The organism is Kluyvera sp. STS39-E (assembly GCF_040932435.1).
GTDB lineage: Bacteria > Pseudomonadota > Gammaproteobacteria > Enterobacterales > Enterobacteriaceae > Kluyvera.
Map to the genome: position 1 here is coordinate 167,360 of NZ_JBFQGA010000009.1, position 22,457 is coordinate 189,816.

Annotated in this window: 19 protein-coding genes; 8 read left to right on the forward strand and 11 right to left on the reverse strand. The window is 51.9% G+C overall.

The genetic code is table 11. The features are described 5' to 3' along the window. Positions 1 to 14: 14 nt before the first annotated feature. A complete protein-coding gene (gene helD, locus AB4K05_RS19760) occupies positions 15 to 2,069 on the reverse strand; it encodes a DNA helicase IV (RefSeq protein ID WP_368481570.1) in 2,055 nt (684 codons plus the stop codon). Between the two features lie 123 nt (positions 2,070 to 2,192). On the opposite strand from helD, the gene AB4K05_RS19765 reads away from it, so the two are divergent. Both AB4K05_RS19765 and yccS read left to right on the forward strand, forming a co-directional pair. Continuing rightward, positions 2,193 to 2,639 (forward strand): YccF domain-containing protein, encoded by a 447-nt coding sequence (locus AB4K05_RS19765; RefSeq protein ID WP_368481571.1) that lies wholly within the window; start codon positions 2,193 to 2,195, stop codon positions 2,637 to 2,639. Positions 2,640 to 2,659: 20 nt separating this feature from the next. After that, positions 2,660 to 4,786: a YccS family putative transporter gene (gene yccS, locus AB4K05_RS19770; protein WP_368481572.1), complete on the forward strand. Its 2,127-nt coding sequence runs from the start codon at positions 2,660 to 2,662 to the stop codon at positions 4,784 to 4,786. Positions 4,787 to 4,797: 11 nt separating this feature from the next. On the opposite strand, the gene AB4K05_RS19775 is transcribed toward yccS, so the two are convergent. Next, positions 4,798 to 5,406: a TfoX/Sxy family DNA transformation protein gene (locus AB4K05_RS19775; protein ID WP_368481573.1), complete on the reverse strand. Its 609-nt coding sequence runs from the start codon at positions 5,404 to 5,406 to the stop codon at positions 4,798 to 4,800. 218 nt (positions 5,407 to 5,624) lie between these two features. On the opposite strand from AB4K05_RS19775, the gene sulA reads away from it, so the two are divergent. Beyond that, complete coding sequence (gene sulA, locus AB4K05_RS19780) at positions 5,625 to 6,134, forward strand: SOS-induced cell division inhibitor SulA (protein WP_368481628.1); 510 nt, start codon at positions 5,625 to 5,627, stop codon at positions 6,132 to 6,134. 353 nt (positions 6,135 to 6,487) lie between these two features. Next, positions 6,488 to 7,543, forward strand: a complete 1,056-nt coding sequence (ompA, locus tag AB4K05_RS19785) for a porin OmpA (RefSeq protein ID WP_368481574.1) — start codon at positions 6,488 to 6,490, stop codon at positions 7,541 to 7,543. A gap of 89 nt (positions 7,544 to 7,632) precedes the next feature. Here ompA and matP read toward each other — a convergent pair whose 3' ends face one another. Beyond that, complete coding sequence (matP, locus tag AB4K05_RS19790) at positions 7,633 to 8,088, reverse strand: macrodomain Ter protein MatP (protein ID WP_368481575.1); 456 nt, start codon at positions 8,086 to 8,088, stop codon at positions 7,633 to 7,635. 184 nt (positions 8,089 to 8,272) lie between these two features. On the opposite strand from matP, the gene AB4K05_RS19795 reads away from it, so the two are divergent. Together AB4K05_RS19795 and fabA are read left to right on the forward strand one after the other, a co-directional pair. Next, entirely contained in the window at positions 8,273 to 10,033 is a 1,761-nt protein-coding gene (locus AB4K05_RS19795; RefSeq protein WP_368481576.1) for an AAA family ATPase, read from the forward strand. 69 nt (positions 10,034 to 10,102) lie between these two features. Beyond that, positions 10,103 to 10,621 (forward strand): bifunctional 3-hydroxydecanoyl-ACP dehydratase/trans-2-decenoyl-ACP isomerase, encoded by a 519-nt coding sequence (gene fabA, locus AB4K05_RS19800; RefSeq protein ID WP_368481577.1) that lies wholly within the window; start codon positions 10,103 to 10,105, stop codon positions 10,619 to 10,621. 98 nt (positions 10,622 to 10,719) lie between these two features. Here fabA and rmf read toward each other — a convergent pair whose 3' ends face one another. The 6 genes from rmf to rlmKL all read right to left on the reverse strand — a co-directional run bounded on the left by rmf (position 10,720) and on the right by rlmKL (position 18,643). Next, positions 10,720 to 10,887: a ribosome modulation factor gene (gene rmf / locus AB4K05_RS19805; protein WP_073971187.1), complete on the reverse strand. Its 168-nt coding sequence runs from the start codon at positions 10,885 to 10,887 to the stop codon at positions 10,720 to 10,722. A 255-nt stretch (positions 10,888 to 11,142) separates the two neighbouring features. Beyond that, positions 11,143 to 11,703 (reverse strand): membrane integrity-associated transporter subunit PqiC, encoded by a 561-nt coding sequence (gene pqiC, locus AB4K05_RS19810; RefSeq protein WP_368481578.1) that lies wholly within the window; start codon positions 11,701 to 11,703, stop codon positions 11,143 to 11,145. After that, positions 11,703 to 13,340, reverse strand: coding sequence for an intermembrane transport protein PqiB (gene pqiB, locus AB4K05_RS19815; RefSeq protein WP_368481579.1), 1,638 nt, complete (start codon positions 13,338 to 13,340; stop codon positions 11,703 to 11,705). Before pqiB ends, pqiC begins: the two co-directional genes overlap by 1 nt. A 4-nt stretch (positions 13,341 to 13,344) precedes the next feature. After that, positions 13,345 to 14,604, reverse strand: coding sequence for a membrane integrity-associated transporter subunit PqiA (gene pqiA, locus AB4K05_RS19820; protein ID WP_368481580.1), 1,260 nt, complete (start codon positions 14,602 to 14,604; stop codon positions 13,345 to 13,347). Positions 14,605 to 14,617: 13 nt separating this feature from the next. Next, positions 14,618 to 16,525, reverse strand: coding sequence for an ABC transporter ATP-binding protein (locus AB4K05_RS19825; protein ID WP_368481581.1), 1,908 nt, complete (start codon positions 16,523 to 16,525; stop codon positions 14,618 to 14,620). Between the two features lie 12 nt (positions 16,526 to 16,537). Then, positions 16,538 to 18,643: a bifunctional 23S rRNA (guanine(2069)-N(7))-methyltransferase RlmK/23S rRNA (guanine(2445)-N(2))-methyltransferase RlmL gene (gene rlmKL / locus AB4K05_RS19830; protein WP_368481582.1), complete on the reverse strand. Its 2,106-nt coding sequence runs from the start codon at positions 18,641 to 18,643 to the stop codon at positions 16,538 to 16,540. 97 nt (positions 18,644 to 18,740) lie between these two features. Between rlmKL and AB4K05_RS19835 the strand changes: the two genes are divergently transcribed. Continuing rightward, positions 18,741 to 19,850, forward strand: a complete 1,110-nt coding sequence (locus AB4K05_RS19835) for a YcbX family protein (RefSeq protein WP_368481583.1) — start codon at positions 18,741 to 18,743, stop codon at positions 19,848 to 19,850. On the opposite strand, the gene zapC is transcribed toward AB4K05_RS19835, so the two are convergent. Both zapC and pyrD read right to left on the reverse strand, forming a co-directional pair. Continuing rightward, positions 19,847 to 20,389, reverse strand: a complete 543-nt coding sequence (zapC, locus tag AB4K05_RS19840) for a cell division protein ZapC (protein WP_368481584.1) — start codon at positions 20,387 to 20,389, stop codon at positions 19,847 to 19,849. The two genes, AB4K05_RS19835 and zapC, sit on opposite strands and share 4 nt — an antisense overlap. Before the next feature lie 167 nt (positions 20,390 to 20,556). Further along, the gene (gene pyrD, locus AB4K05_RS19845) at positions 20,557 to 21,567 is read right to left on the reverse strand and encodes a quinone-dependent dihydroorotate dehydrogenase (protein WP_368481629.1); all 1,011 of its coding nucleotides are present in this window, start codon (positions 21,565 to 21,567) and stop codon (positions 20,557 to 20,559) included. 250 nt (positions 21,568 to 21,817) lie between these two features. Between pyrD and ssuE the strand changes: the two genes are divergently transcribed. Further along, positions 21,818 to 22,393, forward strand: coding sequence for an NADPH-dependent FMN reductase (ssuE, locus tag AB4K05_RS19850; RefSeq protein ID WP_368481585.1), 576 nt, complete (start codon positions 21,818 to 21,820; stop codon positions 22,391 to 22,393). The last annotated feature ends 64 nt before the right edge of the window (positions 22,394 to 22,457 follow it).

The following is a 22,457-nucleotide window of genomic DNA, read 5'->3' on the forward strand; positions in this document are numbered from 1 at the left end:
GATGCCGGTTCAGTTTACGGCTTACGCGCAACCGGGACCGACAGCTGTTTTAAAATTTCAACAAACGGTGACGGTTTAGCCTTATTAAACAGTAGCCAGACTCTCAATTTCGCGCGGGTGATTGCCACGTAAAGCAAACGCCGCTCTTCGGCATCAGGGAAATCTTCCGGCTCAGGCAGCAGTGCCTGTTCCATAATTGACTCTCTGGCCGGTGCCGGGAAACCATCGAATCCTTCCTGAAGACCAACCACAATGACGTAGTCCGCCTGCTGCCCTTTGCTGGCATGGATCGTCATAAAATCGATATGCAATTTTGGCCAGCGGGTCGCGGCCTTGGCAAGCGCTGCGGGCTTAAGATGATGGTAGCGAGCGAGCACCAAGATCCGCTGCTCTGGCGTCGCGTAGCCGCTGAGCTTATCAAACAAATCATCCAGCTTGTCGTCTTCCAGCAGCGTCACGGCGCTTTTATCCCCGGCGCTCAGGCTGTTAAGCGGTTTGTTCAATTGATGCGGGTTTTGCTGAATAAAGCGGTTGGCTATCTCGCCAATACGGCTATTAAAGCGGTAGGTGGTGTCCAGCGCGCAGTTATCCCCTTCACCAAAATAGTGGTTGAACGCGGTGGTAAGCGATAGCTGTGCGCCGCTAAACCGGTAAATCGCCTGCCAGTCATCCCCCACGGCATAAAGCGAGGTTTGCGAATTCTGCTTACGCAGCGCGGCCAACAATGCCGCACGCTGCGGAGAGATGTCTTGGAATTCATCCACTAAGATGTGCTTCCACGGACTGACAAACTTCCCTTTCTCCAAAATGATGATGGCCTGATGAATAAGCCCCGAGAAATCGACCGCGCCCTCCTCTTTCAACGCGGTTTTCCACGCTTTGAGCAACGGGGCCATCAGTTTGATACGTTTGCCGAAGAGATCGCGCACCTCTTCTGGCGCAGCGGCAATCATCTCTGCCTGCGTACCGCCGTGCATTCGCATAAGGCTTACCCAGCGATCCAGTCGGCTGCCCATCCGTTTTTTGATCTTTTCGTTTTCCCAAAAGGCCTCATCATCAACATCCCAGCCCAGTTCTTCTTGTAACCAAAGCCGCCAACCTTTCGCTTGGGCCTTTTTCTCACGGCACTGGGCCTGCCAGCATTCGGTAAATAGGGTATGACGTGCAGGGGCATCATTTTCCAGCTTGCTGACCACCGGCACTTTTTTACTGCCCTGCTCGATGATAGATAGCGCCAGAGCATGGAAGGTTCTGGCGGTAATGGCATCGGTGTGCAATCGTTCTTGCAAGCGCTCATCCATCTCTTGCGCCGCTTTACGGCCAAACGCCAGTAGCAAAATTTGCGAAGCAGAAGCTTCACCGCGCTCCAGCAGCCAACCGGCACGAGCCACCAGCACGGAGGTTTTGCCACTGCCGGCACCTGCAAGTACCAATAGCGATCGTTCGCCATTCACCACCGCTTGAGCCTGAGAGGTATTCAGCGGTGAAGATTCAATCCGATCAAAGAATTCGCTGTACTCAGCGAGCATGGTTTCGGTATAGCGTTGGTTGTGTTTCACCCTGCCGCTATCTTTATCGGCCAGCCAAGTTTGACACTCCAGCCAAGCATCACGGCAATTATCAAATTCCATAAGACGGCGCGTTGGCAGCGGTAAACCTTCAAGCGCGGTGATGATCTGCTGGCGGATAGCCTGCGCTTTTTGCCGAGTTAGCCACTGCGTTTCGACGTTGCTGCCCGCAATAATCGCCAGCTGCGACTGGAGAAGCTCGGCGGCAATGTTGCTCATTTCTGCGCTCCATTCCTGCCACAAGGCGTGGAGATGACGATGAAAACGCTGCGTATCGACCCACTCCGTTCCGTGCAGGCGTACGACTTTATCCTCAGGCAGAACAAATTCCAGCTCACCCCACACCAGCCCGCGCTTGCAGTTGATGTTTATGAGCTGATTAAAAGGAATAAGATATTCATGCTGTGGGCCGGAGACCCTGACACCCGCATTGAGGATCTCAACCCGGTCGTAGGGATGCTGCGCCATGCGCTTGCCCAGCGTCGTTGCTTTTAATTCCATGTCATGCCGAGTCCTGACTTTTTTCGATATCTCACAGTGTAACCGCCAGAGAATAGGTGCTCCAGCGTAAAAAAACGTTACAATCATCAGGTCTTATTTTTCTCAGCACTGCACAGAGGTTTTATGCGTACTGTTCTGAATATTTTGAATTTTGTTTTAGGTGGTTTTCTGACAACGCTGGGCTGGCTGTTGGCAACGCTGTTCAGCATCGTTTTAATTATCACACTGCCGCTCACGCGCTCATGCTGGGAAATCACCAAGCTGTCGCTGCTGCCATACGGCAATGAGGCCGTACATGTTGATGAACTCGATCCAGGCGCGAAAAGCGGCATCATGAATGCTGGCGGTACGCTGCTCAATATTCTCTGGTTTGTGCTTTTCGGCTGGTGGTTGTGCCTGATGCACATCGTGGCGGGCATCGCGCAGTGCGTGACCATTATTGGCATCCCTGTGGGCATCGCAAACTTTAAAATTGCTGCTATCGCGCTGTGGCCCGTCGGGCGTCGCGTGGTTTCGGTTGAAGTTGCGCGCGCAGCACGTGAAGCTAACGCTCGTCGTCGTTTCCAGTAAATTAGGATCCATCACTCAAGATGCTTAGCCCGTTGCTCCGCCGCTATACATGGAATAGTACCTGGCTTTATAACGCTAGGATTTTTATCGCGCTAGTAGGGACCTGTGCTCTGCCATGGTGGTTGGGCGACGTTAAGCTAACCATTCCACTCACGCTGGGTGTGGTTGCGGCAGCTCTTACTGATTTGGACGATCGCCTGAGCGGGCGACTGCGCAATCTGGTTATTACGCTACTGAGCTTTTTTGTTGCTTCTGCTTCGGTAGAGCTGCTGTTCCCATGGCCGTGGCTGTTTGCGCTGGGACTGACCGTTTCAACCGTCGGCTTTATTTTGCTGGGCGGTTTGGGGCAACGCTACGCCACCATCGCGTTTGGTGCACTGCTAATCGCCATTTATACCATGCTGGGCGTATCGCTCTACAGCCAGTGGTATATGCAGCCGCTGCTGCTGATTGCTGGCGCAATCTGGTATAACCTGCTGACGCTGACTGGGCACTTAATTTTCCCAATCCGTCCGCTGCAGGATAACCTCGCTCGCAGCTATGAGCAGTTAGCTCACTATCTTGAATTAAAGTCTCGTCTGTTTGACCCGGACCTCGACGGTGAAGACCAGGCGCCGCTGTATGATCTCGCGCTGGCAAACGGGCAACTGATGGCCATACTAAATCAGACCAAGGTTTCCTTATTAACTCGCCTGCGTGGGGATCGCGGCCAACGCAGCACGCGTCGAACGCTGCATTACTATTTTGTCGCTCAGGATATTCACGAACGCGCTAGTTCATCGCACATCCAGTACCAAACACTGCGCGATACTTTCCAATATAGCGACGTGATGTTCCGTTTCCAGCGCCTGCTTTCTATGCAGTCAATGGCCTGCCAGGCGCTGGCAAAAGCCATTTTGCTGCGTACTCCTTATCAGCATGATGCACGTTTTGAACGTGCTTTTACCCATCTGGACGCGGCACTCGATCGCGCCCGGGCTAGTGGTGCTGCGCCTGAACAAATTAAGGCGATGGGTTTTCTGCTTAACAACCTGCGCGCCATTGATGCGCAGCTTGCAACGATTGAGTCCGAACAGCTGCAATCTCAGATGGAGAGTGAAACAGAGACGCTGTTGGCTGATGATAGTCTGCATGGATTCGACGATATTCGCTTACGGCTTAGCCGCAATATGTCGCCAGAATCCGCGCTGTTTCGTCATGCGGTGCGCATGTCGCTGGTTTTATGCGCGGGCTATGCCTTTATTCAGTTAACCGGTCTACAGCACGGTTACTGGATTTTGCTCACCAGCTTGTTCGTTTGCCAGCCAAACTACAACGCAACCCGCCACCGGCTGGCGCTACGTATTATAGGTACACTCGTCGGCGTGGCCTTGGGGCTACCCATACTCTTGCTCGTACCGTCTCTTGAAGGGCAACTGGTACTTATTGTTATCACCGGCGTGCTTTTCTTTGCCTTTCGTAATGTGCAGTATGCTCACGCGACCATGTTCATCACACTGCTGGTATTACTGTGTTTCAACCTGCTTGGTGAAGGTTTTGAAGTCGCGCTACCCCGCGTCATTGATACGCTAATAGGCTGTGGTATTGCATGGATAGCGGTAAGTTTTATTTGGCCGGATTGGAAATTCCGCAATTTACCTCGGGTGCTTGAGCGCGCCGTCGATGCGAACTGCCGCTATCTCGATGCTATTCTTGAACAATATCATCAGGGCCGCGATAACCGCCTCGCCTACCGTATTGCACGACGCGATGCGCATAACCGCGATGCTGAGTTGGCTTCTGTCGTGTCAAACATGTCAACAGAACCCAAAGTAACCGCTGAGATGCGTGAAACTGCATTCCGCCTGCTGTGTCTCAACCACACCTTAACCAGCTATATTTCCGCGCTGGGCGCCCACCGCGAAAAATTGACTACCCCGACAGTTCTGGCTCTTCTGGACGATGCCGTCTGCTATGTCGATGATGCGTTACATCATCAGCCTGCGGACGAAGACAGAGTTCAGCAGGCATTAACCGGATTAGCCGAGCGGATTAGTCATTTAGATACTCGCCTAGACAGCAAAGAGCCATTAGTCCTGCAACAGATCGGTTTGATGATTTCACTGCTTCCAGAAATCTGTCGGCTTCAAAAGCAGGTTCTGGCCTAGAACCTAACTATCTACCATTTGTGAATGTAGATTTTCACCCAACTCTGTAGCTCCTGGCGCCTTAGTGCCGGGAGTGCAGCAGCGTGGACGCCGGTAATCGCCCCTTCTAGCGAAAAAAGCACATTGATGCCGATCTGTTTACGGATTTGGCGAAGAAGCAGCCATGCACTTTGCGCCCCAATTTGCCGTAGCGCCTGTACATCCATAACGCCGGCTTCATGCAGCAACAGCTCCATATGAAATGAGAGATTTGGCAAATCCTTCAACCGTGATGGCTTCCTTTGTAGGGATTTCTCTAGCCGAGCATCCTCCAGTGAAGATAAACCCAACTGCAGTAAAGCGGGTGCATTCGCCCATAGTGCAGCATCAACGTGGAAATACTTTAACTGCAACGGCATCCCGCGTTTTCGTAATGTGAGTAATTGCGGTGAGTGTTGAGCCTGATAAGTGGCATTTTGTTCGCACATCCGCAGATAGAGTTCCCCCTCCGCAACCATTGCAAAGACCGCGTCGTCGACAGCAAGGCTGTAACCGCCGAACAGCGCCCGTGACCTGATTTTCCCCAATATTGAGAAACATTCTTGGGATTGATAAATCCGTTTATACGATATAATTTTCATGATTAATCCTTAATAATCATGTGCATGGATACATTAAACTTGTTAATGAAACGCATAGTAAGCAACATAGGGAAGTTCACCTTACACAGCAAGGTGTATTTGTCATCCCGTGCATTTTCTGTGCAATTTTGCGAGTTACTTTCAGAAATTGAGGTTGATCTTTGGTGAGACGGGTAGTACTGTATATGCATACAGTAACCCACAAGGTTGGATTAGCTATGTATACTTCTGGTGTTGTAAATCATTCTTCTGCCGCTGTCTCAACAACGGCTTCCCATGCTTTCACTCCTGCGAAAAGCACGTCATCTGCGCTCATTAGCGAAGTGCTTTATCGTGAAGATCAGCCAATGATGGCACAGTTGTTATTGCTGCCATTGCTTCAGCAACTGGGACAGCAGTCACGCTGGCAGCTGTGGCTGACCCCACAGCAGAAACTAAGCCGCCAATGGGTATTAGAATCGGGTTTGCCGTTAACAAAAGTCATGCAACTGCGCCAAATGCAGCCGTGCGATATGCTGGAGTCGATGGTTCGCGCATTACGTACCGGTAATTATAGCGTTGTTATCGGCTGGTTAACGGATGAACTGTCGGCGGAAGAGCACGCTCGTTTGCTGGGTGCGGCGGAAGAAGGAAACGCAATGGTGTTCATAATGCGTCCTGTTTGCTCTGCGATACACCCCACTGGACAATTTAATGGGCTAAAAATTCATTCTAATTTGTTCCATTAAGCCAAATTAGGATTATTCCTGGTAATTTTTTTGCAACTTTTTTATCTCCCAGATTTTCTGATGGTTTTTTCTCAGAAGGCTTGTCTGGTGCGGTTTCCAGTATTTTACACTGCTTAATTTCTCAACATATTTGTTAAATATTGCGTATACAACTCTTTTTTTTTCATAAGCCTGACGGAGTTCACACTTGTAAGTTTCGAACGACGTTGTAGACTTTACATCGCCAGGGGTGCTCAGCTTACACCGCAGATATCTGCTAAGTAATTCACTAAGCCCCACCCCGGTGGAAGGATTTAACCGTGAGTCTATTTAGAACTTCATGGCAAATTTTGGATGATAACGAGGCGCAAAAAATGAAAAAGACAGCTATCGCGATTGCAGTGGCACTGGCAGGCTTCGCTTCAGTGGCTCAGGCCGCTCCGCAAGACAACACCTGGTATGCTGGTGGTAAACTGGGTTGGTCCCAGTTCCATGACACTGGCTGGTACCAGAGTGACCTGAACAACAACGGTTCTACCCACAACAGCCAGCTGGGCGCAGGCGCGTTCGGTGGCTACCAGGTTAACCCGTATGTTGGTTTCGAAATGGGTTACGATTGGTTGGGCCGTATGGAATATACCGGCAGCCAGACTAACGGTGCTCTGAAAGCTCAAGGCGTTCAGCTGACCGCTAAACTGGGTTACCCAGTAACTGACGATCTGGACATCTACACTCGTCTGGGTGGTATGGTATGGCGTGCTGACTCCAGCAACAACATCGCTGGCGATCACCATGACACCGGCGTTTCCCCTGTATTCGCAGGCGGCGTTGAGTGGGCTGTTACTCGTGATATCGCAACCCGTCTGGAATACCAGTGGGTTAACAACATCGGCGACGCAAACAGCGTTGGCGTACGTCCTGACAACGGCATGCTGAGCGTAGGTGTTTCCTACCGCTTTGGCCAGCAGGATGCAGCTGCACCAGTAATCGCACCAGCTCCAGCTCCAGCTCCAGAAGTACAGACCAAACACTTCACTCTGAAGTCTGACGTTCTGTTCAACTTCAACAAAGCAACTCTGAAACCAGAAGGCAAACAAGCTCTGGATCAGATGTACAGCCAGCTGAGCAACCTGGATCCGAAAGACGGTTCCGTAGTGGTTCTGGGCTTCACTGACCGTATCGGTTCTGACGCTTACAACCAGGGTCTGTCCGAGAAACGTGCTCAGTCCGTAGTTGATTACCTGGTATCTAAAGGTATCCCTTCTGACAAAATCTCCGCACGTGGCATGGGTAAATCTAACCCAGTTACCGGCAGCACCTGTGACGGCGTAAAAGCGAAAGCTGCGCTGATCGACTGCCTGGCGCCAGACCGTCGCGTAGAGATCGAAGTTAAAGGCAGCAAAGACGTTGTAACTCAGCCACAGGCTTAAGTTCTCGTCTAATAAAAAACCCCGCGCTGCGGGGTTTTTTTTTGCCTGTGTGACTCTCTATCAGCCATCAAAGGCGCGTCGAACTCAGACTATTTTTCTTTGCCCAACATCGCCTCGAGATCTTGTTTAAGGCTCGACATCTTAGTCGCATACTTCTCTTTGTTTTCGGCATCTTCGATGAGTTGGACGACGGTTTCCGATAACGTCTTGCCGCGACGTTGCGCTAATCCCGCCAGTCGTTGCCAGACAGCAAACTCCAAATCGATAGACTTCTTACGAGTATGCTGATGCTCTGCATTGAAGTGACGCTTGCGGCGTGCGCGAATCGTCTGCTTCATACGGTTCACCAGTTGTGGACTAATGTGCTGGGCAATCCAGTCATTAACCTGAACGGGTTCATGTTCCAGCTTCAGCAAAACATCGACAGCCTCTTGTGCGGCGCTGGCTTCAATGTAGCGGGTGATGGATTCGCCTTCCCGGTGCTTTTTAACCAGGTATTTCCACTTCCAGCCGCTTTCAAGATTTTCCAGTTGTTGATATTTCATTGCGATCTCAGTGTGACCGTGTAACTCTTTTCAGAATAACAGTTTTTTCTCAATGTGCTGAGAAGAAATCTGCAACTGTGATACGTATGAGCCAAGCGGCGGAATATACTTCCCTATTCTCCGTGAGCTTCCCGTTGGCATCAGGTATAATCACGCACTTTACATCTGACTAAAAATAGCGACATTGACTATAAATACTCTTTCCCGGCGCTTTCTCGCCCCCGCGACTGAAGCATTTCAGGCGCTATTTGCCCAGCCTGATCTGGCCTCAGAAAACGATTCCTTATTCAGTGAGCTGCAGGCGCGTTTGCATTACGCCCTAGAGCAGTTTCTACATCCTCAGGGTGTCTCCCCTTTCTTGCTGGTCAAAGCGCCAGAAGAAAAAGAGTACCTTCAACTCATTACACAGACCACGTCATCCCTACGTGATAGCGATGAATCTGCCCTGACGGGCGTCGATTATCAGGTGAACGGTAGCAAAGTCACGATGTCGCCAGCAGTCAGCGCGGATAACAATTTTGCCAGCACGGGACCGGTTATCTACGCCGATTGGGTCGAAGCCGAGCAGCTGTTTGGCTGTGTACGTCAGTTTAATAGTGAAATCACTCTTGAACCAGGCTTAGTGCATAAAGCTAATGGTGGCATTCTAGTCTTGTCCGCACGCACGCTGATGGCCCAGCCTCTGCTGTGGATGCGCCTAAAAAATGTGATTTCGCAGCAACGTTTTGACTGGCTCACTTTCGACGATTCGCGTCCTTTGCCGGTCAGCATTCCCTCGATGCCCCTCACTCTCAAAATAGTGCTGGTAGGCGATCGCGATTCATTGGCCGACTTCGAGGAAATGGAGCCGGAGCTTGCCGAGATCTCGCTGTACAGTGAATTTGAAGACAACCTGCAAATCAGCGATGAAGAAACGCTTAAGCAGTGGTGTCAGTGGGTCTGGAATATTGCTCGCGAAAAATCCTTACCAGGCCTTGCCGCCGATGCATGGCCACTGCTGATGCAAGAAGGTGCGCGTGATACCGGCGACCAAGAAATCATGCCGCTCTGTCCAATGTGGATCACGCGTCAGCTGCGAGAAGCCGCCCTGTTCACCGACAGCGGTGAGATCAACGCAGAACAGCTTAAAACAATGCTGGAACAGCGCCTATGGCGAGAAGGGTTCCTTGCTGAGCGTATGCAGGATGAAATCCTGCTTGAACAGATCCTAATTGAAACCGAAGGCGAGTGCATTGGGCAGATTAACGCCCTTTCCGTTATCGATTTCCCTGGCCACCCACGCCCATTTGGTGAGCCGTCGCGTATTACCTGCGTCGTGCACATTGGTGACGGTGAGTTTACCGACGTGGAGCGTAAAGCCGAGCTTGGGGGGAATATTCATGCCAAAGGAATGATGCTGATGCAGGCTTTCCTGATGGCTGAACTCGATCTTGAACAACAGATCCCCTTCTCCGCCTCGCTAACCTTTGAGCAATCCTACAGCGAAGTTGATGGCGACAGCGCCTCAATGGCTGAGCTGTGTGCCCTGATTAGCGCTTTGGCTAACGTACCAATCAACCAGAGCATCGCCATGACCGGTTCTGTCGATCAGTTTGGTCGTGCGCAGCCGGTTGGCGGCCTCAACGAGAAGATTGAAGGCTTCTTTGCTATTTGCGCCCAACGCGGCCTCAGCGGCAAGCAGGGAGTCATCATACCTTCGGCTAACGTACGCCATCTCAGCCTATCGAATGAAGTACAGGAAGCCGTAGAGGCTGGCACATTCACGATTTGGGCTATCGATGATGTTGGTGATGCGCTGCCACTTCTGACGCAGCTTAACTGGGATGGTGAAGGACAGACGCTATTGCAAACTATTCAGGAACGCATCGCACAGGCCACCCAGCCGGAGCCTCACTCCCGCTATCCGTGGCCGTTACGCTGGCTAAACCGTTCACATTCCAACTGATCGGACTTGTTCAGCGTACACGTGTTAGCTATCCTGCGTTCCGAACTTAAAATAAGGCTTACTTAAAACATGGTAGATAAACGCGAATCCTATACAAAAGAAGACCTTCTTGCCTCTGGTCGCGGTGAACTGTTTGGCGCAAAAGGCCCGCAGTTACCTGCACCTAGCATGCTGATGATGGATCGTGTCATTAAAATGACCGAAACCGGCGGCAACTTTGACAAAGGTTATGTTGAAGCTGAGCTAGATATCAATCCGGACCTGTGGTTCTTCGGTTGTCACTTCATCGGCGATCCCGTCATGCCAGGCTGCCTGGGTCTGGACGCAATGTGGCAGCTGGTTGGTTTCTACCTAGGCTGGCTGGGCGGCGAAGGCAAAGGCCGCGCGCTCGGTGTGGGTGAAGTGAAATTCACCGGTCAGGTTCTGCCAACTGCGAAAAAAGTGACCTATCGCATTCACTTCAAGCGTATCGTTAACCGTCGTCTGATCATGGGTCTGGCAGATGGTGAAGTTCTGGTTGATGGTCGTCTGATCTACAGCGCGAACGATCTGAAAGTAGGCCTGTTCCAGGATACTTCCGCATTCTAATACGCTTTAGCGTCGGAGCTTACTGACGCAAAATACGTAGCATGAATTAAAAAGGCGAAACCTCCGCAATGCGGAGGTTTCTTTTTAAAGAGACAGTGTTAGGCAACGACTGCCCTGTCCTCCATGGCTTCTCGCCAGCCTCCCAGCCAGTAAGACCTCTGGTTAATAGTCTGGTAAGGACACATTTCTTTAGACCGTCCGGTAATCCCGGCCTGGTACCCACGCTGATGTGCCCGATCCAGGCGATCTCTTTTTTGTCTCTTCATGCCTCGTTTCCCTCATATCTTGGTCTGGTGGAAAAGAAAACAGTGGTTACAAAGTATGCGACCACATAATACGAATAACGCTAAAAATTGACTCCGTCAATGCGCAGAATTCATACCAATGTCATATTTGTGAGCTAATCAGTAGTTCATTTGTACAAAAAACGTGACCCGGCATAAGTAACCAGTTGAAGCCAGACATAAAAATACCGCCGCCGGTTTTGCACCGACAGCGGCCCTTAGAACAATTAATTCTATTTATGGTTGGCGATTGATGGTCTGCGCAATAGAAGCCGCTTCCTGACTCCAAGCCTGCGCCAGCACTTTCACCATGGCATCATAACCGTCCTGCTGTTGTGCCAATTCAATATGGAACGGACGCTTGGTCAGCTTTCCTTGATGATTGAGTAGCCATTCCCCACTCACCACGACCTTGCCATCATAGCGACCATGGAAACCCGTCACGGTGACATTCAGCGTGTCCTGATCACTGCCCAATGGCTGCGATGCGACCACCCAACCCGGCAGTTGATTACTGAGATTAGAAACCAATGTCGTCCGCAACTGCTGGTCCAGCGGGCTGGCCCAGAGGTTATTGCTAGCAATCACGTACTGGACATCGCTGGTCTGATAGACCACGCCGCTGCCGGCGAGGAAATCAGGCACGTTGACTTGTTCCACCCACAGCATACGCTGACTTGCGGAGGCACTATTTTGTACCGTTCCTGCCGCCAGTGGCAGCTGGTAATAGGTTTTATTCTCGGTGCTGCTGCAGGCCGCCAGCAGGCAGGCCGCAGCCAGTACTAACCACTTTTTCATTATTTAGCCCTCTTAGGCTCAGGATCTTTTTTGTCCTTCGCTTCGAATACCAGCGCGTTGCTCTTCTCATTCAAGGTTTTCAACACCGGCTGCAGTTCGCGCAGTACTTGATCCAGACGCTGCATATCGGCAACCATTTTGTTGTACGCCGCGGAGCCCGGCTGGAAGCCTTGCATACTGCGATTCAACTCGCGCAAGGTTTTCTGCATATCGGCTGGCAGCTGCTGCGCCGACTGGCTGGCTGTTATCTTGTTAAGATTGTCCAGCGTCGTTTGCAGGCGACGCATCGTATTTTGGCTTTCGCTTAGCGTGTTGGTCGCTTGTTCGACCATTGGCGTCAGAGGCAGGTTGTTGAATTTATCCAACGTGTCCATCAGACGCTGTTGGATTTGCGCCAACCCACCGCTCACGGTAGGCACTATCTGATAGCCACCGAAAGATTTCATCCCGGTCACTGCCGGTTCTTTCGGGTAGAAATCCATATCAACATACAGCGCACCGGTCACCAAGTTACCGGTTTTTAGCGCTCCGCGCAGTCCACGTTGAGTCAGCTCCTGCAGATGAGCGCCGAGATCCGGATTCTCACCCAGCGCGCTTTTCAAACGCTCAGGCTCGATACGAATTTTGACGGGGATACGGTAGTCATTATTCAATGCTTGGCGTAGACCCGGAACAAAGTACGGCACCTCGGCCACCGTCCCTAAGCGGATCCCACGGAATTCAACCGGTGCTCCCGGCTGTAGACCACGAACGGAGTCTTTAAAGAACATCAGGTAGTCGACGTGTTCGGTGTAAAGGGAGTCCTGAATGCTTTTTTGATCGTCGTAGAGCTTAAATTCGGTTTTTTCAGCAATGGGCTGACCTAAATCCACGCCTTCAGGCACATCAAAGCTGACCCCACCGCTGAACAGCGTTGCCAGCGATCCCATTTCCACACGCATACCGGCAGAAGTAAGATCGACCGCGACGCCGCTGTCTTTCCAGAAACGAACGTTGCTGGTAACCAGTCGATCGTTAGGCGCACTGATAAACAGTTGATAGGTAATATTGCGATGCTGCGGATCAAAGGTGCTGGTCTCAACCGATCCCACGCGGTAGCCGCGGAACAATACCGGATCGCCCGGATTGAGCTGCCCCGCTTTTTGGCTGTCCAGTAGCACGCGGATACCTTTAGCATCCGGCGGCGCTAGCGGCGGCGCATCCAGCAGTTGATAGTTGCTAGGCTCTGGGCCTTTTGATCCCGGCTGCAGTTCAATGTAAGCCCCGGACAATAATGTCCCCAGCCCACTGATCCCTTCACGGCCAATCTGTGGTTTCACGACCCAAAAGACAGAGTCCTTGTGCAGTAGTTTCTCCATACCGGAGTTCAGGCGCGCTTTGATTTCCACGTGCGTCAGGTCATCGGTCAACGTGGTGCTGATCACCACCCCCACATCCACACTGCGGCTTTTAATCGTAGTTTTACCACCTTCAATACCTTCAGCATTGGTGGTGATTAGCGTCACCTCCGGCCCCTGATGGCTGTAATGATAAAACAGGATCCAGGCGCCAATCAGCGCCGTGACAATCGGGAAGATCCAAATGGGAGACCAGTTTTTCACTTTCTGCACTTGTGCCTCCCCGCTCTTGGTTTCCATGCTTTTACGACTCCTCATGGCTTGATTCAGGTTCCCGATCCCAGGACAGTCGCGGATCAAAGGTCATTGCCGAGAACATAGTCATTATGACCACCAGCGCAAACATTAACGCGCCAATTGCCGGATAAATATTCATTAGCCCTCCAATACGCACCAGCGCGGAGAGTACTGCAATTACAAATACGTCGATCATTGACCAGCGCCCGACAAACTCCACCACTTCATAAATCAGGTGCATGCGCTCACTGTCCCGGTGTCTGCGCTTGAGGCCGTTGGCATCAAGACAGAGCCAAGCGATAGCGATCATTTTCAGCGTCGGGACCAAGATACTGGCGATGAAAATAACCATCGCTACCGGATACGATCCTTCGCTCCACAGCAGAACAACCCCGGCAATAATGGTCGACGGCATCTTGTCGCCCAGAAGATCGGTTATCATGATCGGCAGAATGTTGGCGGGAAGATAGAGCATGATCGACGTGACCAGCAGCGCCATTGTCCACTGCAGGCTATGTTTACGCCGCACATGGCCTTTGCTGTGGCAACGCGGACATTCGTGTAAGTCGGCAGGAAGGATAGCCGTACAGCACGAGCAGGAACGCAGCCCCTGCTTCATCCCCGTCACCCCAGGCTTTAAGGGCTGCGTAAGTGCCGGCATCGGACCGATATCGTCCCACAGCCAGCGGCGGTCAACGCACTGGAAAGTACGCAACTGCAGCAAACAGAAAAGACACCAAGGCAGGAAGCTGCTGCCGACGCCAATATCGCCATAGGCCATCAGCTTCACAAAACTCACCAGCACGCCGGCGAGGAAGATTTCCGCCATCCCCCACGTTTTAAGCGTGAATAAGATCCGCGCCAGAAACGTTTTGAGCCTGTAGGGCATTTTGACCCGATTAACCAGCAACAGAATGGTAACGAGGCAGAAGGCCGGCACCAGCTGTACAAACAGCAAAAAGAAGGTGCCGAGGCTGGCGTAATCTTCGGAAAACATCACGCTGGGGATTTCCAGCAGCTCGATTTCGCTGCTGACGCCCGCCACGTTCATACTAATAAACGGGAACAGGTTGGCCAGCAGCAGCATAAAGAGCGCCACCAAGACGTACGCCGTCGGACGCCGTCTTGGTTCATCCCAAGATGTGGTTAACGTAGTACCACAACGCGGGCAGTTAGCCTTATGTCGGTGCTCGAGGTGTGGCAACGCCACCAGCATGTCACACTGTGAACACAGAATATGCTGCGCAGCATGATGTTGTTCACACATGAAAAATCCTCTATCAGGCGCCGTTTTTCAACGCTTCCAGATATTCCCAACGCTCAAACGCTTCTTCCAGCGCTTGCTCGGCCTGCGCCATATCAGCCAGTACCTTTTGAGTATGATCGTGGGGCTGGCTAAAGAAAGTCGCGTCAGCAACCTGCAGCTGCAACGCTTCCAGATCCGCTTCCAGTTTTTCCAACTTTTGCGGCAACTGTTCCAATTCACGCTGCAGGTTATAGCTCATTTTGCCCGCGGCACGTTTGCCAGGTTCTGCTTTGGGTTGCGCGACTTCTACCGCTTTCTTGGCAACTGGCTGTTGATAAGACTGTGATTGCGACTGCTGCCCACGCGCATCGTGGTAACCGCCGACATAACGTCCAATGCGTCCTTTACCTTCGAAGATCCAGCATTCAGTCACGGTATTATCCACGAACTGACGATCGTGGCTGACCAGCAGCACGGTCCCCTGATAGCCGTCGATAAGCTCTTCCAGCAGTTCGAGCGTTTCGACATCCAGGTCGTTGGTTGGTTCATCGAGAATCAATAGATTGCTTGGCTTTAAAAATAGACGTGCCAGCAGCAGACGGTTACGCTCCCCGCCGGACAGCGCACGTACTGGCGTCATTGCCCGTTTTGGATGGAACAGGAAGTCTTGCAGATAGCCCAGTACATGGCGCGGTTTACCGTTAACCATAACCTCTTGCTTACCTTCCGCGAGGTTATCCATTACCGTTCTATCCGGATCGAGTTCTGCGCGGTGCTGGTCGAAATAAGCAACTTCCAGCTTAGTCCCCACGTGAATACGGCCGCTGTCGGCCTGCAGTTGACCCAGCATCAGCTTCAGCAGCGTGGTTTTACCACAGCCGTTCGGGCCAATCATGGCGATTTTGTCACCACGCTGCACCTGCGCGGAGAAATCTTTCACCAGCACTTTGCCATCGACCTGGTAGTTAACATCTTCCATTTCGAAGACAATTTTACCGGAACGAGAGGCCTCTTCGACCTGCATCTTCGCGCTGCCCATCACTTCACGGCGGGCGCTGCGTTCGTTACGCATTGCCTTTAATGCGCGGACGCGGCCTTCATTACGTGTACGGCGCGCCTTGATGCCCTGACGAATCCACACTTCTTCCTGCGCCAGCTTGCGGTCAAACTCAGCGTTTTGCAGATCTTCAACGCGCAGCGCTTCTTCTTTTTCCAGCAGATACTGATCGTAGTTACCCGGATACGTCACCAGGTTTCCGCGATCGAGATCGACAATGCGCGTCGCCATATTGCGGATAAATGAACGGTCGTGGGAGATGAAAATAATCGTCCCTTTGAAAGACTTCAGGAAGCCTTCCAGCCAGTCGATGGTTTCGATATCCAAGTGGTTCGTCGGTTCATCAAGCAGCAGCACGCGCGGCGCGCTGACCAATGCACGACCCAGCGCGGCTTTACGTAGCCAACCACCGGAAAGCGAGGCCAGTTCGGTATCTGCCGTTAATCCTAGCTGCTCCAGTACTTCGTTAATGCGGCTTTCCAACTGCCACAGGCCATGGTTGTCCAGTTGCTCCTGAACTTTCGCCAGTTCCTGCAGATTTTTATCGCTCGGATCGGTGATCACCAGATGCGAGATATCGTGATAGCGTTTGAGATACACCGCCTGCTCGGCAATGCCCTCAGCCACGAAATCGTACACGCTGCCCTCTACGTTACGCGGTGGATCCTGCTGCAGACGTGCCACAACCAGATCCTGCTCGTAGATGATGCGCCCGTCGTCCAGGCCCAGCTCGCGGTTGAGGATTTTCATCAGCGTCGATTTGCCCGCGCCGTTTCGCCCAACCAGACAGACTCGTTCGTTGTCCTCAATATGCAGTTCGGCATTATTGAGAAGCGGCGCGTCGCTGAACGACAGCCAAGCGCCATGCATACTAATTAATGACATTCTTTATTCCTTTCAGGCTGCGGTAATCAGCCAGCAGTTGTGGATCTGACGGTTACGGGCGAAATCTGGTGACTGCGTTTTTTGGGTAATATCTTGTGCTTTCAGTCCCAGTTCTGCCAAGCCGTCGTGGTCCATACGGAAACCGCGTTTGTTGTTGGAGAACATAATGGTGCCGCCTTTACGCAGCAGGCGTTTTAGATCCGTCATCAAGCGCAGGTGATCGCGCTGAACGTCAAACGCATCTTCCATACGCTTAGAGTTCGAGAAGGTAGGCGGATCGATAAAAATAACGTCGAATTGTTCATCGGTATCACGCAGCCATGACAGCACATCAGCCTGCATCAGGCGATGTGGACGACCGGTTAAACCGTTCAACCGCAGGTTGCGTTCTGCCCACTCCAGATAGGTGCGTGACATATCGACGGTGGTGGTGGAACGCGCGCCGCCCAGACCAGCATGAACGGTGGCGCTGCCGGTATACGCGAACAGGTTGAGGAAGTCTTTACCCTTGCTCATCTGGCCCAGCAGGCGACGGGCAATACGGTGATCGAGGAACAGGCCGGTATCCAGATAATCGGTCAGGTTGACCCACAGGCGGGCGTTATATTCGCTCACCTCCATAAAGTCGCCCTTCTCATTCATCTTCTGATACTGATTTTTGCCCTTCTGACGCTCACGCGTTTTCAACACCAGTTTGTTTGGCGCAATGCCCAATACGGAAATCGTCGCGGCAATAATATCAAACAGACGCTGACGTGCTTTATTAGGGTCAACGGTTTTCGGTGGCGCATATTCCTGCACCACAACCCAATCGGCGTAACGGTCAACGGCAACGTTATATTCCGGGAGATCGGCGTCATACAGACGGTAGCATTCGATACCTTCCTGCTTCGCCCACTTCTGGTATTTCTTCAGGTTTTTGCGCAGACGGTTAGCGAAATCTTCTGCCAGTGAAGCCGGTGCTTCACCGGTGCTTTCCGTCAGATGATAGTTCTTCTGCACGCAGTCCAGCGGGCCATTTTTTGCTTTAAACTGCCGCTCGGCACGAAGCTGCAGGCAGCTTAACAGCTCAGGAGAGGCGCTAAACAGTGACAGATTCCAACCGCCAAACAGGTTTTTCATGTGGCGACCGAGCAGGCTGTGAAGCGCAATCAGCGCCGGTTCGCTTTCCAGACGCTCACCATATGGCGGGTTACTGATAACGGTACCGTAAGGGCCTTTTGGCAGCGGATTGCTAAGCTGCGCAACATCTTTCACTTCAAAGGTAATCAGCTCGCCAATACCGGCACGGCGGGCGTTGCTACGCGCCAATTCAACCACACGGCTGTCGACGTCAGAGCCAAAGAAGCGAGATTCATAAGCGGCAAGTCCTGCACGTGCGCGGGTCTGCGCATCGGCCTTGACCGACTGCCAAACCGCTTCGTCGTGCTGTGCCCAGCCGCCAAAGCCCCAGTGGCTACGGTGCAGCCCAGGTGCGCGGTCGGTGGCCCACATCGCGGCTTCAATCAGCAGCGTACCGGAACCACACATCGGATCGAGCATCGGCGTACCCGGCACCCAACCAGAGCGCATGACAACCGCCGCGGCGAGGTTTTCTTTGATAGGAGCCATACCGGTGCTACCGCGATAGCCACGCAAATGCAGGCCTTCGCCGCTCAAATCCAGCGAGATATAGGCAGTTTCTTTGTTCAGGCGGACGTTAATACGCAGATCCGGATTGTCACGATCGACGTTCGGACGTGGCAGGTTTTTGCGTGTAAAGGCATCAACGATAGCGTCTTTGACCTTCAACGCACCGTACTGGCTGTTACGGATACTGTCATTCAACCCGCCAAAGCTCACCGCAAAGGTGGCATCTGGGGTAAAGATGGATGTCCAGTCGATAGCCTGTACGCCAAGATAAAGATCGAGATCGCTCCAGACGCTACATTCTCCCAGCGGCAGCATAATGCGCGACGCCAGGCGACTCCACATCAGGCTTTTGTACAGAAGCTGCGTATCGCCCTGGAAATGGACGCCACCCTGGGTAATCTGGCACTCTTGTGCGCCAAGACCTTCCAGTTCAGTTTTTAACAGTTCTTCCAGCCCACGGGCCGTACTGGCAAACAGAGAATTCATATCGTCACTTTTACTCGCAGAAAATTGTTGCGCATTATAGCCAATCTGCAGCCCATGTCATAAAGTTAAAGGCTAATTTCGATTCAGGGACAGCATTGTGGCTACATTATCGCGGCTTTTTATTCATCCGGTGAAGTCTATGCGGGGTATCGGGCTCACGCATGCGTATGCTGATATTAGCGGATTCGCATTTGACCGCATTTTTATGGTTACCGAACCTGATGGCACCTTTATTACCGCCCGTCAGTTTCCGGCGATGGTGCGCTTCACCCCTGCCGTCCTGCACGATGGTCTTCATCTCACCGCTCCCGACGGCAGCAGCGCACTGGTGCGTTTTGCTGATTTCGGCGGGCAGTCTTCACCGACCGAAGTGTGGGGCAACCATTTTACCTCGCGTATTGCCCCGGACGCTATCAATCAGTGGCTTTCTCCGTTCTTTAAGCGTGAGGTTCAGCTACGCTGGCTAGGCGCGAACCCAACCCGTCGCGTAAAACGCCATGACGCGGTGCCGCTCTCTTTTGCTGACGGTTTCCCTTATTTGCTGACTAACGAAGCCTCACTGCGCGATGTCCAACAGCGCTGTCCGGCAAGCGTGCGCATGGAGCAGTTTCGCCCCAATCTGGTGGTCACTGGCGTAGAGCCTTGGGCAGAAGATGGTTGGAAAACCATTCGCATTGGCGAGGTGGTGTTCGATGTTGTAAAACCGTGTAGCCGATGCGTCTTTACTACGATTAGCCCAGAAAAGGGGCAAAAGCATCCGAGCGGTGAGCCACTGAGTACCCTACAATCATTTCGTACTGACCCTGCAAGCGGCGATGTTGATTTCGGCCAAAACCTAATTGCCCGCAATAGCGGGGTGATCCGCGTTGGCGACGAGGTGGAAATATTAGCCACCGGTCCGGCGAAAGCCTACAGCGTGGGGAAAAGCGACGATGCGTTAGCCACGCCGACGGCAAAGGATGCGCTGGTCGACATTGACTGGGAGGGGAAAACTTTCAGCGGCAATAATCAGCAGATTTTGCTGGAGCAGCTTGAGCAACAAGGCATTCGCGTGCCTTACTCCTGCCGCGCCGGACTGTGCGGAAGCTGCCGAGTAACGCTACTTGAGGGAGAGGTGAGCCCGCTGAAAAAAAGCGCAATTCGAGACGATGGCACCATTTTAAGCTGCAGTTGCGTGCCTAAAACCGCGCTGAAACTAACGCTTTAGACCGCTTGTTCTAGGTTGTAACCGTCCAGTCTTGGCTGAGGTTGCAGCCTGTCATTCATGACTTTAATCGGATCGCCAAGCTGCATCGTCCGGCCAGCCAGCGTCAAGCCGGGCTGCGCGAGCAGACATAACGCAGCGTTTTCACCAGGTTCAACCACCAGCAGATTCACCTGACTGTCGTCATCGCTCAACCAAACACAGGCCGCATCACCGGTTACCGGTGACCAGCAATCTTGGTGCGCGCGGAAATGCCAGCTTTTTGGCATTTGCGGTTTCAGGAAGCGAATCGCCACCAGCGCATTTAAGATAAGCTCGGCGCGGTGTTCTTTCGACAGCGTCAAGTCGCGGCATTTTTCCTCAAAAGAGAAATAGAGCGCTGCATCATCGACGCAAAAACCGGTAGGGTCAAAAGCATCAGGCGTTAACATTCGGCGGGCAAAACGCGAGCGAAATAACATACCATTGGCTAAATCGAGCATCATTCGATCGTGCTCTTCATCATAATACCAACGCCAGTTATCATCAGGTTTAATTCGCATTTTTCTCCCCCATCATTTCGCGTCCATTGCTTTGCTTGTTCTTGTGCTGCGTTACGCGACATTGTCTTAATAATAAAAGACCAATATGTTTAAATAAGCAACAATGAGGAAATATAAAGCAACCAGGGCTGGAAATAAAGCCCTGGTTCACATTACAGAGAAAAAGACTAGATATGCGTGATGATTTCTTTAATCAGCGGCGGGCCTTTAAAAATAAAGCCAGAATAGATCTGCACCAGCGATGCCCCAGCCGCAATCTTCTCGCGAGCCGCAATCACAGAGTCAATCCCACCGACGCCAATAATAGGAAGCTGGCCTTTTAATTCTGCCGACAGCATGCGAATAATCTCGGTGCTTTTTAATTGCAATGGACGACCGCTTAATCCACCCATTTCATCACAATGTTTCATCCCCTGAACCAGGGAACGATCTAATGTGGTATTGGTTGCAATTACCCCATCGATATTATGGCGAACTAAACTGTCGGCTACTTGGATCAACTCTTCATGAGAAAGATCCGGGGCGATCTTTACGGCCACAGGAACATATTTATGATGCTTTTCCTGAAGCTCCGATTGTTTATTTTTAATACCGGAAAGTAAATCATCTAGTGCTTCGCCATATTGCAGCGTACGCAGGCCTGGGGTATTTGGCGATGAGATGTTAATTGCGATATAACCCGCATAGGCGTAGATTTTTTCCATACAAATCAGATAGTCATCTTTACCATGTTCGACTGGGGTATCTTTATTCTTTCCAATATTAATTCCCAGAATACCGTCGAAATGGGCTTTTTTAACGTTCTCTACTAGGTTATCAACACCGTGGTTATTGAAGCCCATGCGGTTGATCAACCCTTCTGCATCGACCAAGCGGAACAGGCGCGGCTTATCGTTACCCGGCTGCGGACGCGGCGTCACGGTACCGATCTCGATCGAACCGAATCCCATTGCCCCTAAGGCATCAATGCATTCGCCATCTTTATCCAGACCCGCAGCCAGACCCAGTGGATTTTTAAACGTCAGTCCCATACAGGTGACCGGTTTTTCCGGCAGCTTCTGGCGCACTAAAGCTTCCAGCGGCGTTCCGGTAATACGGCGTAATTGTTGAAACGTTAATTCATGAGCGCGCTCTGGATTGAGCTGAAAAAGTGCTTTACGAACGAAGGGATAGTACATGAACTCTCCTGGATTCCCGGTGTGCAAACCGGGGGCGTATTATGTACTTTCTTGCTAAGAAAGGGAATTGACCTACGGCAAAAAAAACGCAAACGTTTTCTTCTCTCCGACGCCCCAACGCAAGGCCATATGCATTTTCTGATTAAACAACGTCAGAAAAAATATTTCGCCCCCCTTACTACCTCTGACACACTGACGCAAATGTTATCAATTCTAGAATAATGTTTATTTTTAGTTATAAGGAGAGAGTATGCGCGTCATTACCTTAGCAGGCAGCCCCCGCTTTCCTTCTCGCTCCAGCGCGCTGCTGGAATATGCACGAGATAAACTGTCGGCTGCGGACGTTGAAGTGTTCCACTGGCATCTGCAAAATTTTTCGCCAGAAGATCTGTTTTACGCCCGTTTTGACAGCCCCGCCCTGCTAGCCTTAACCGAGCAACTGGCCCATGCCGACGGCTTGATTATCGCCACGCCGGTCTATAAGGCATCGTTCGCGGGGGCGCTGAAAGCGTTGCTTGATCTGCTGCCGGAACGTGCGCTGGAAGGAAAAGTCGTGCTGCCGCTTGCGACCGGCGGAACGGTTGCCCATATGCTGGCGGTCGATTACGCCTTAAAGCCGGTGCTGAACGCGCTGAAGGCGCAAGAAATATTACAGGGTGTTTTTGCCGACGATAGCCAAGTCACCGACTATCAGCATAAACCGCAGTTTAGTCAGAATTTGCACAAGCGCCTCGATGGTGCACTGGAAACCTTCTGGCAGGCGTTGCATCGGCGGGATATACAGGTTCCTACGCTTGGCGAATCGCGACAGGCTGAACATGTTTGATAAAAAAAACGCCGCAGGTGATAACCTAGCGGCGTTTAATTTTGTACTTCATTGATTGTAGCCC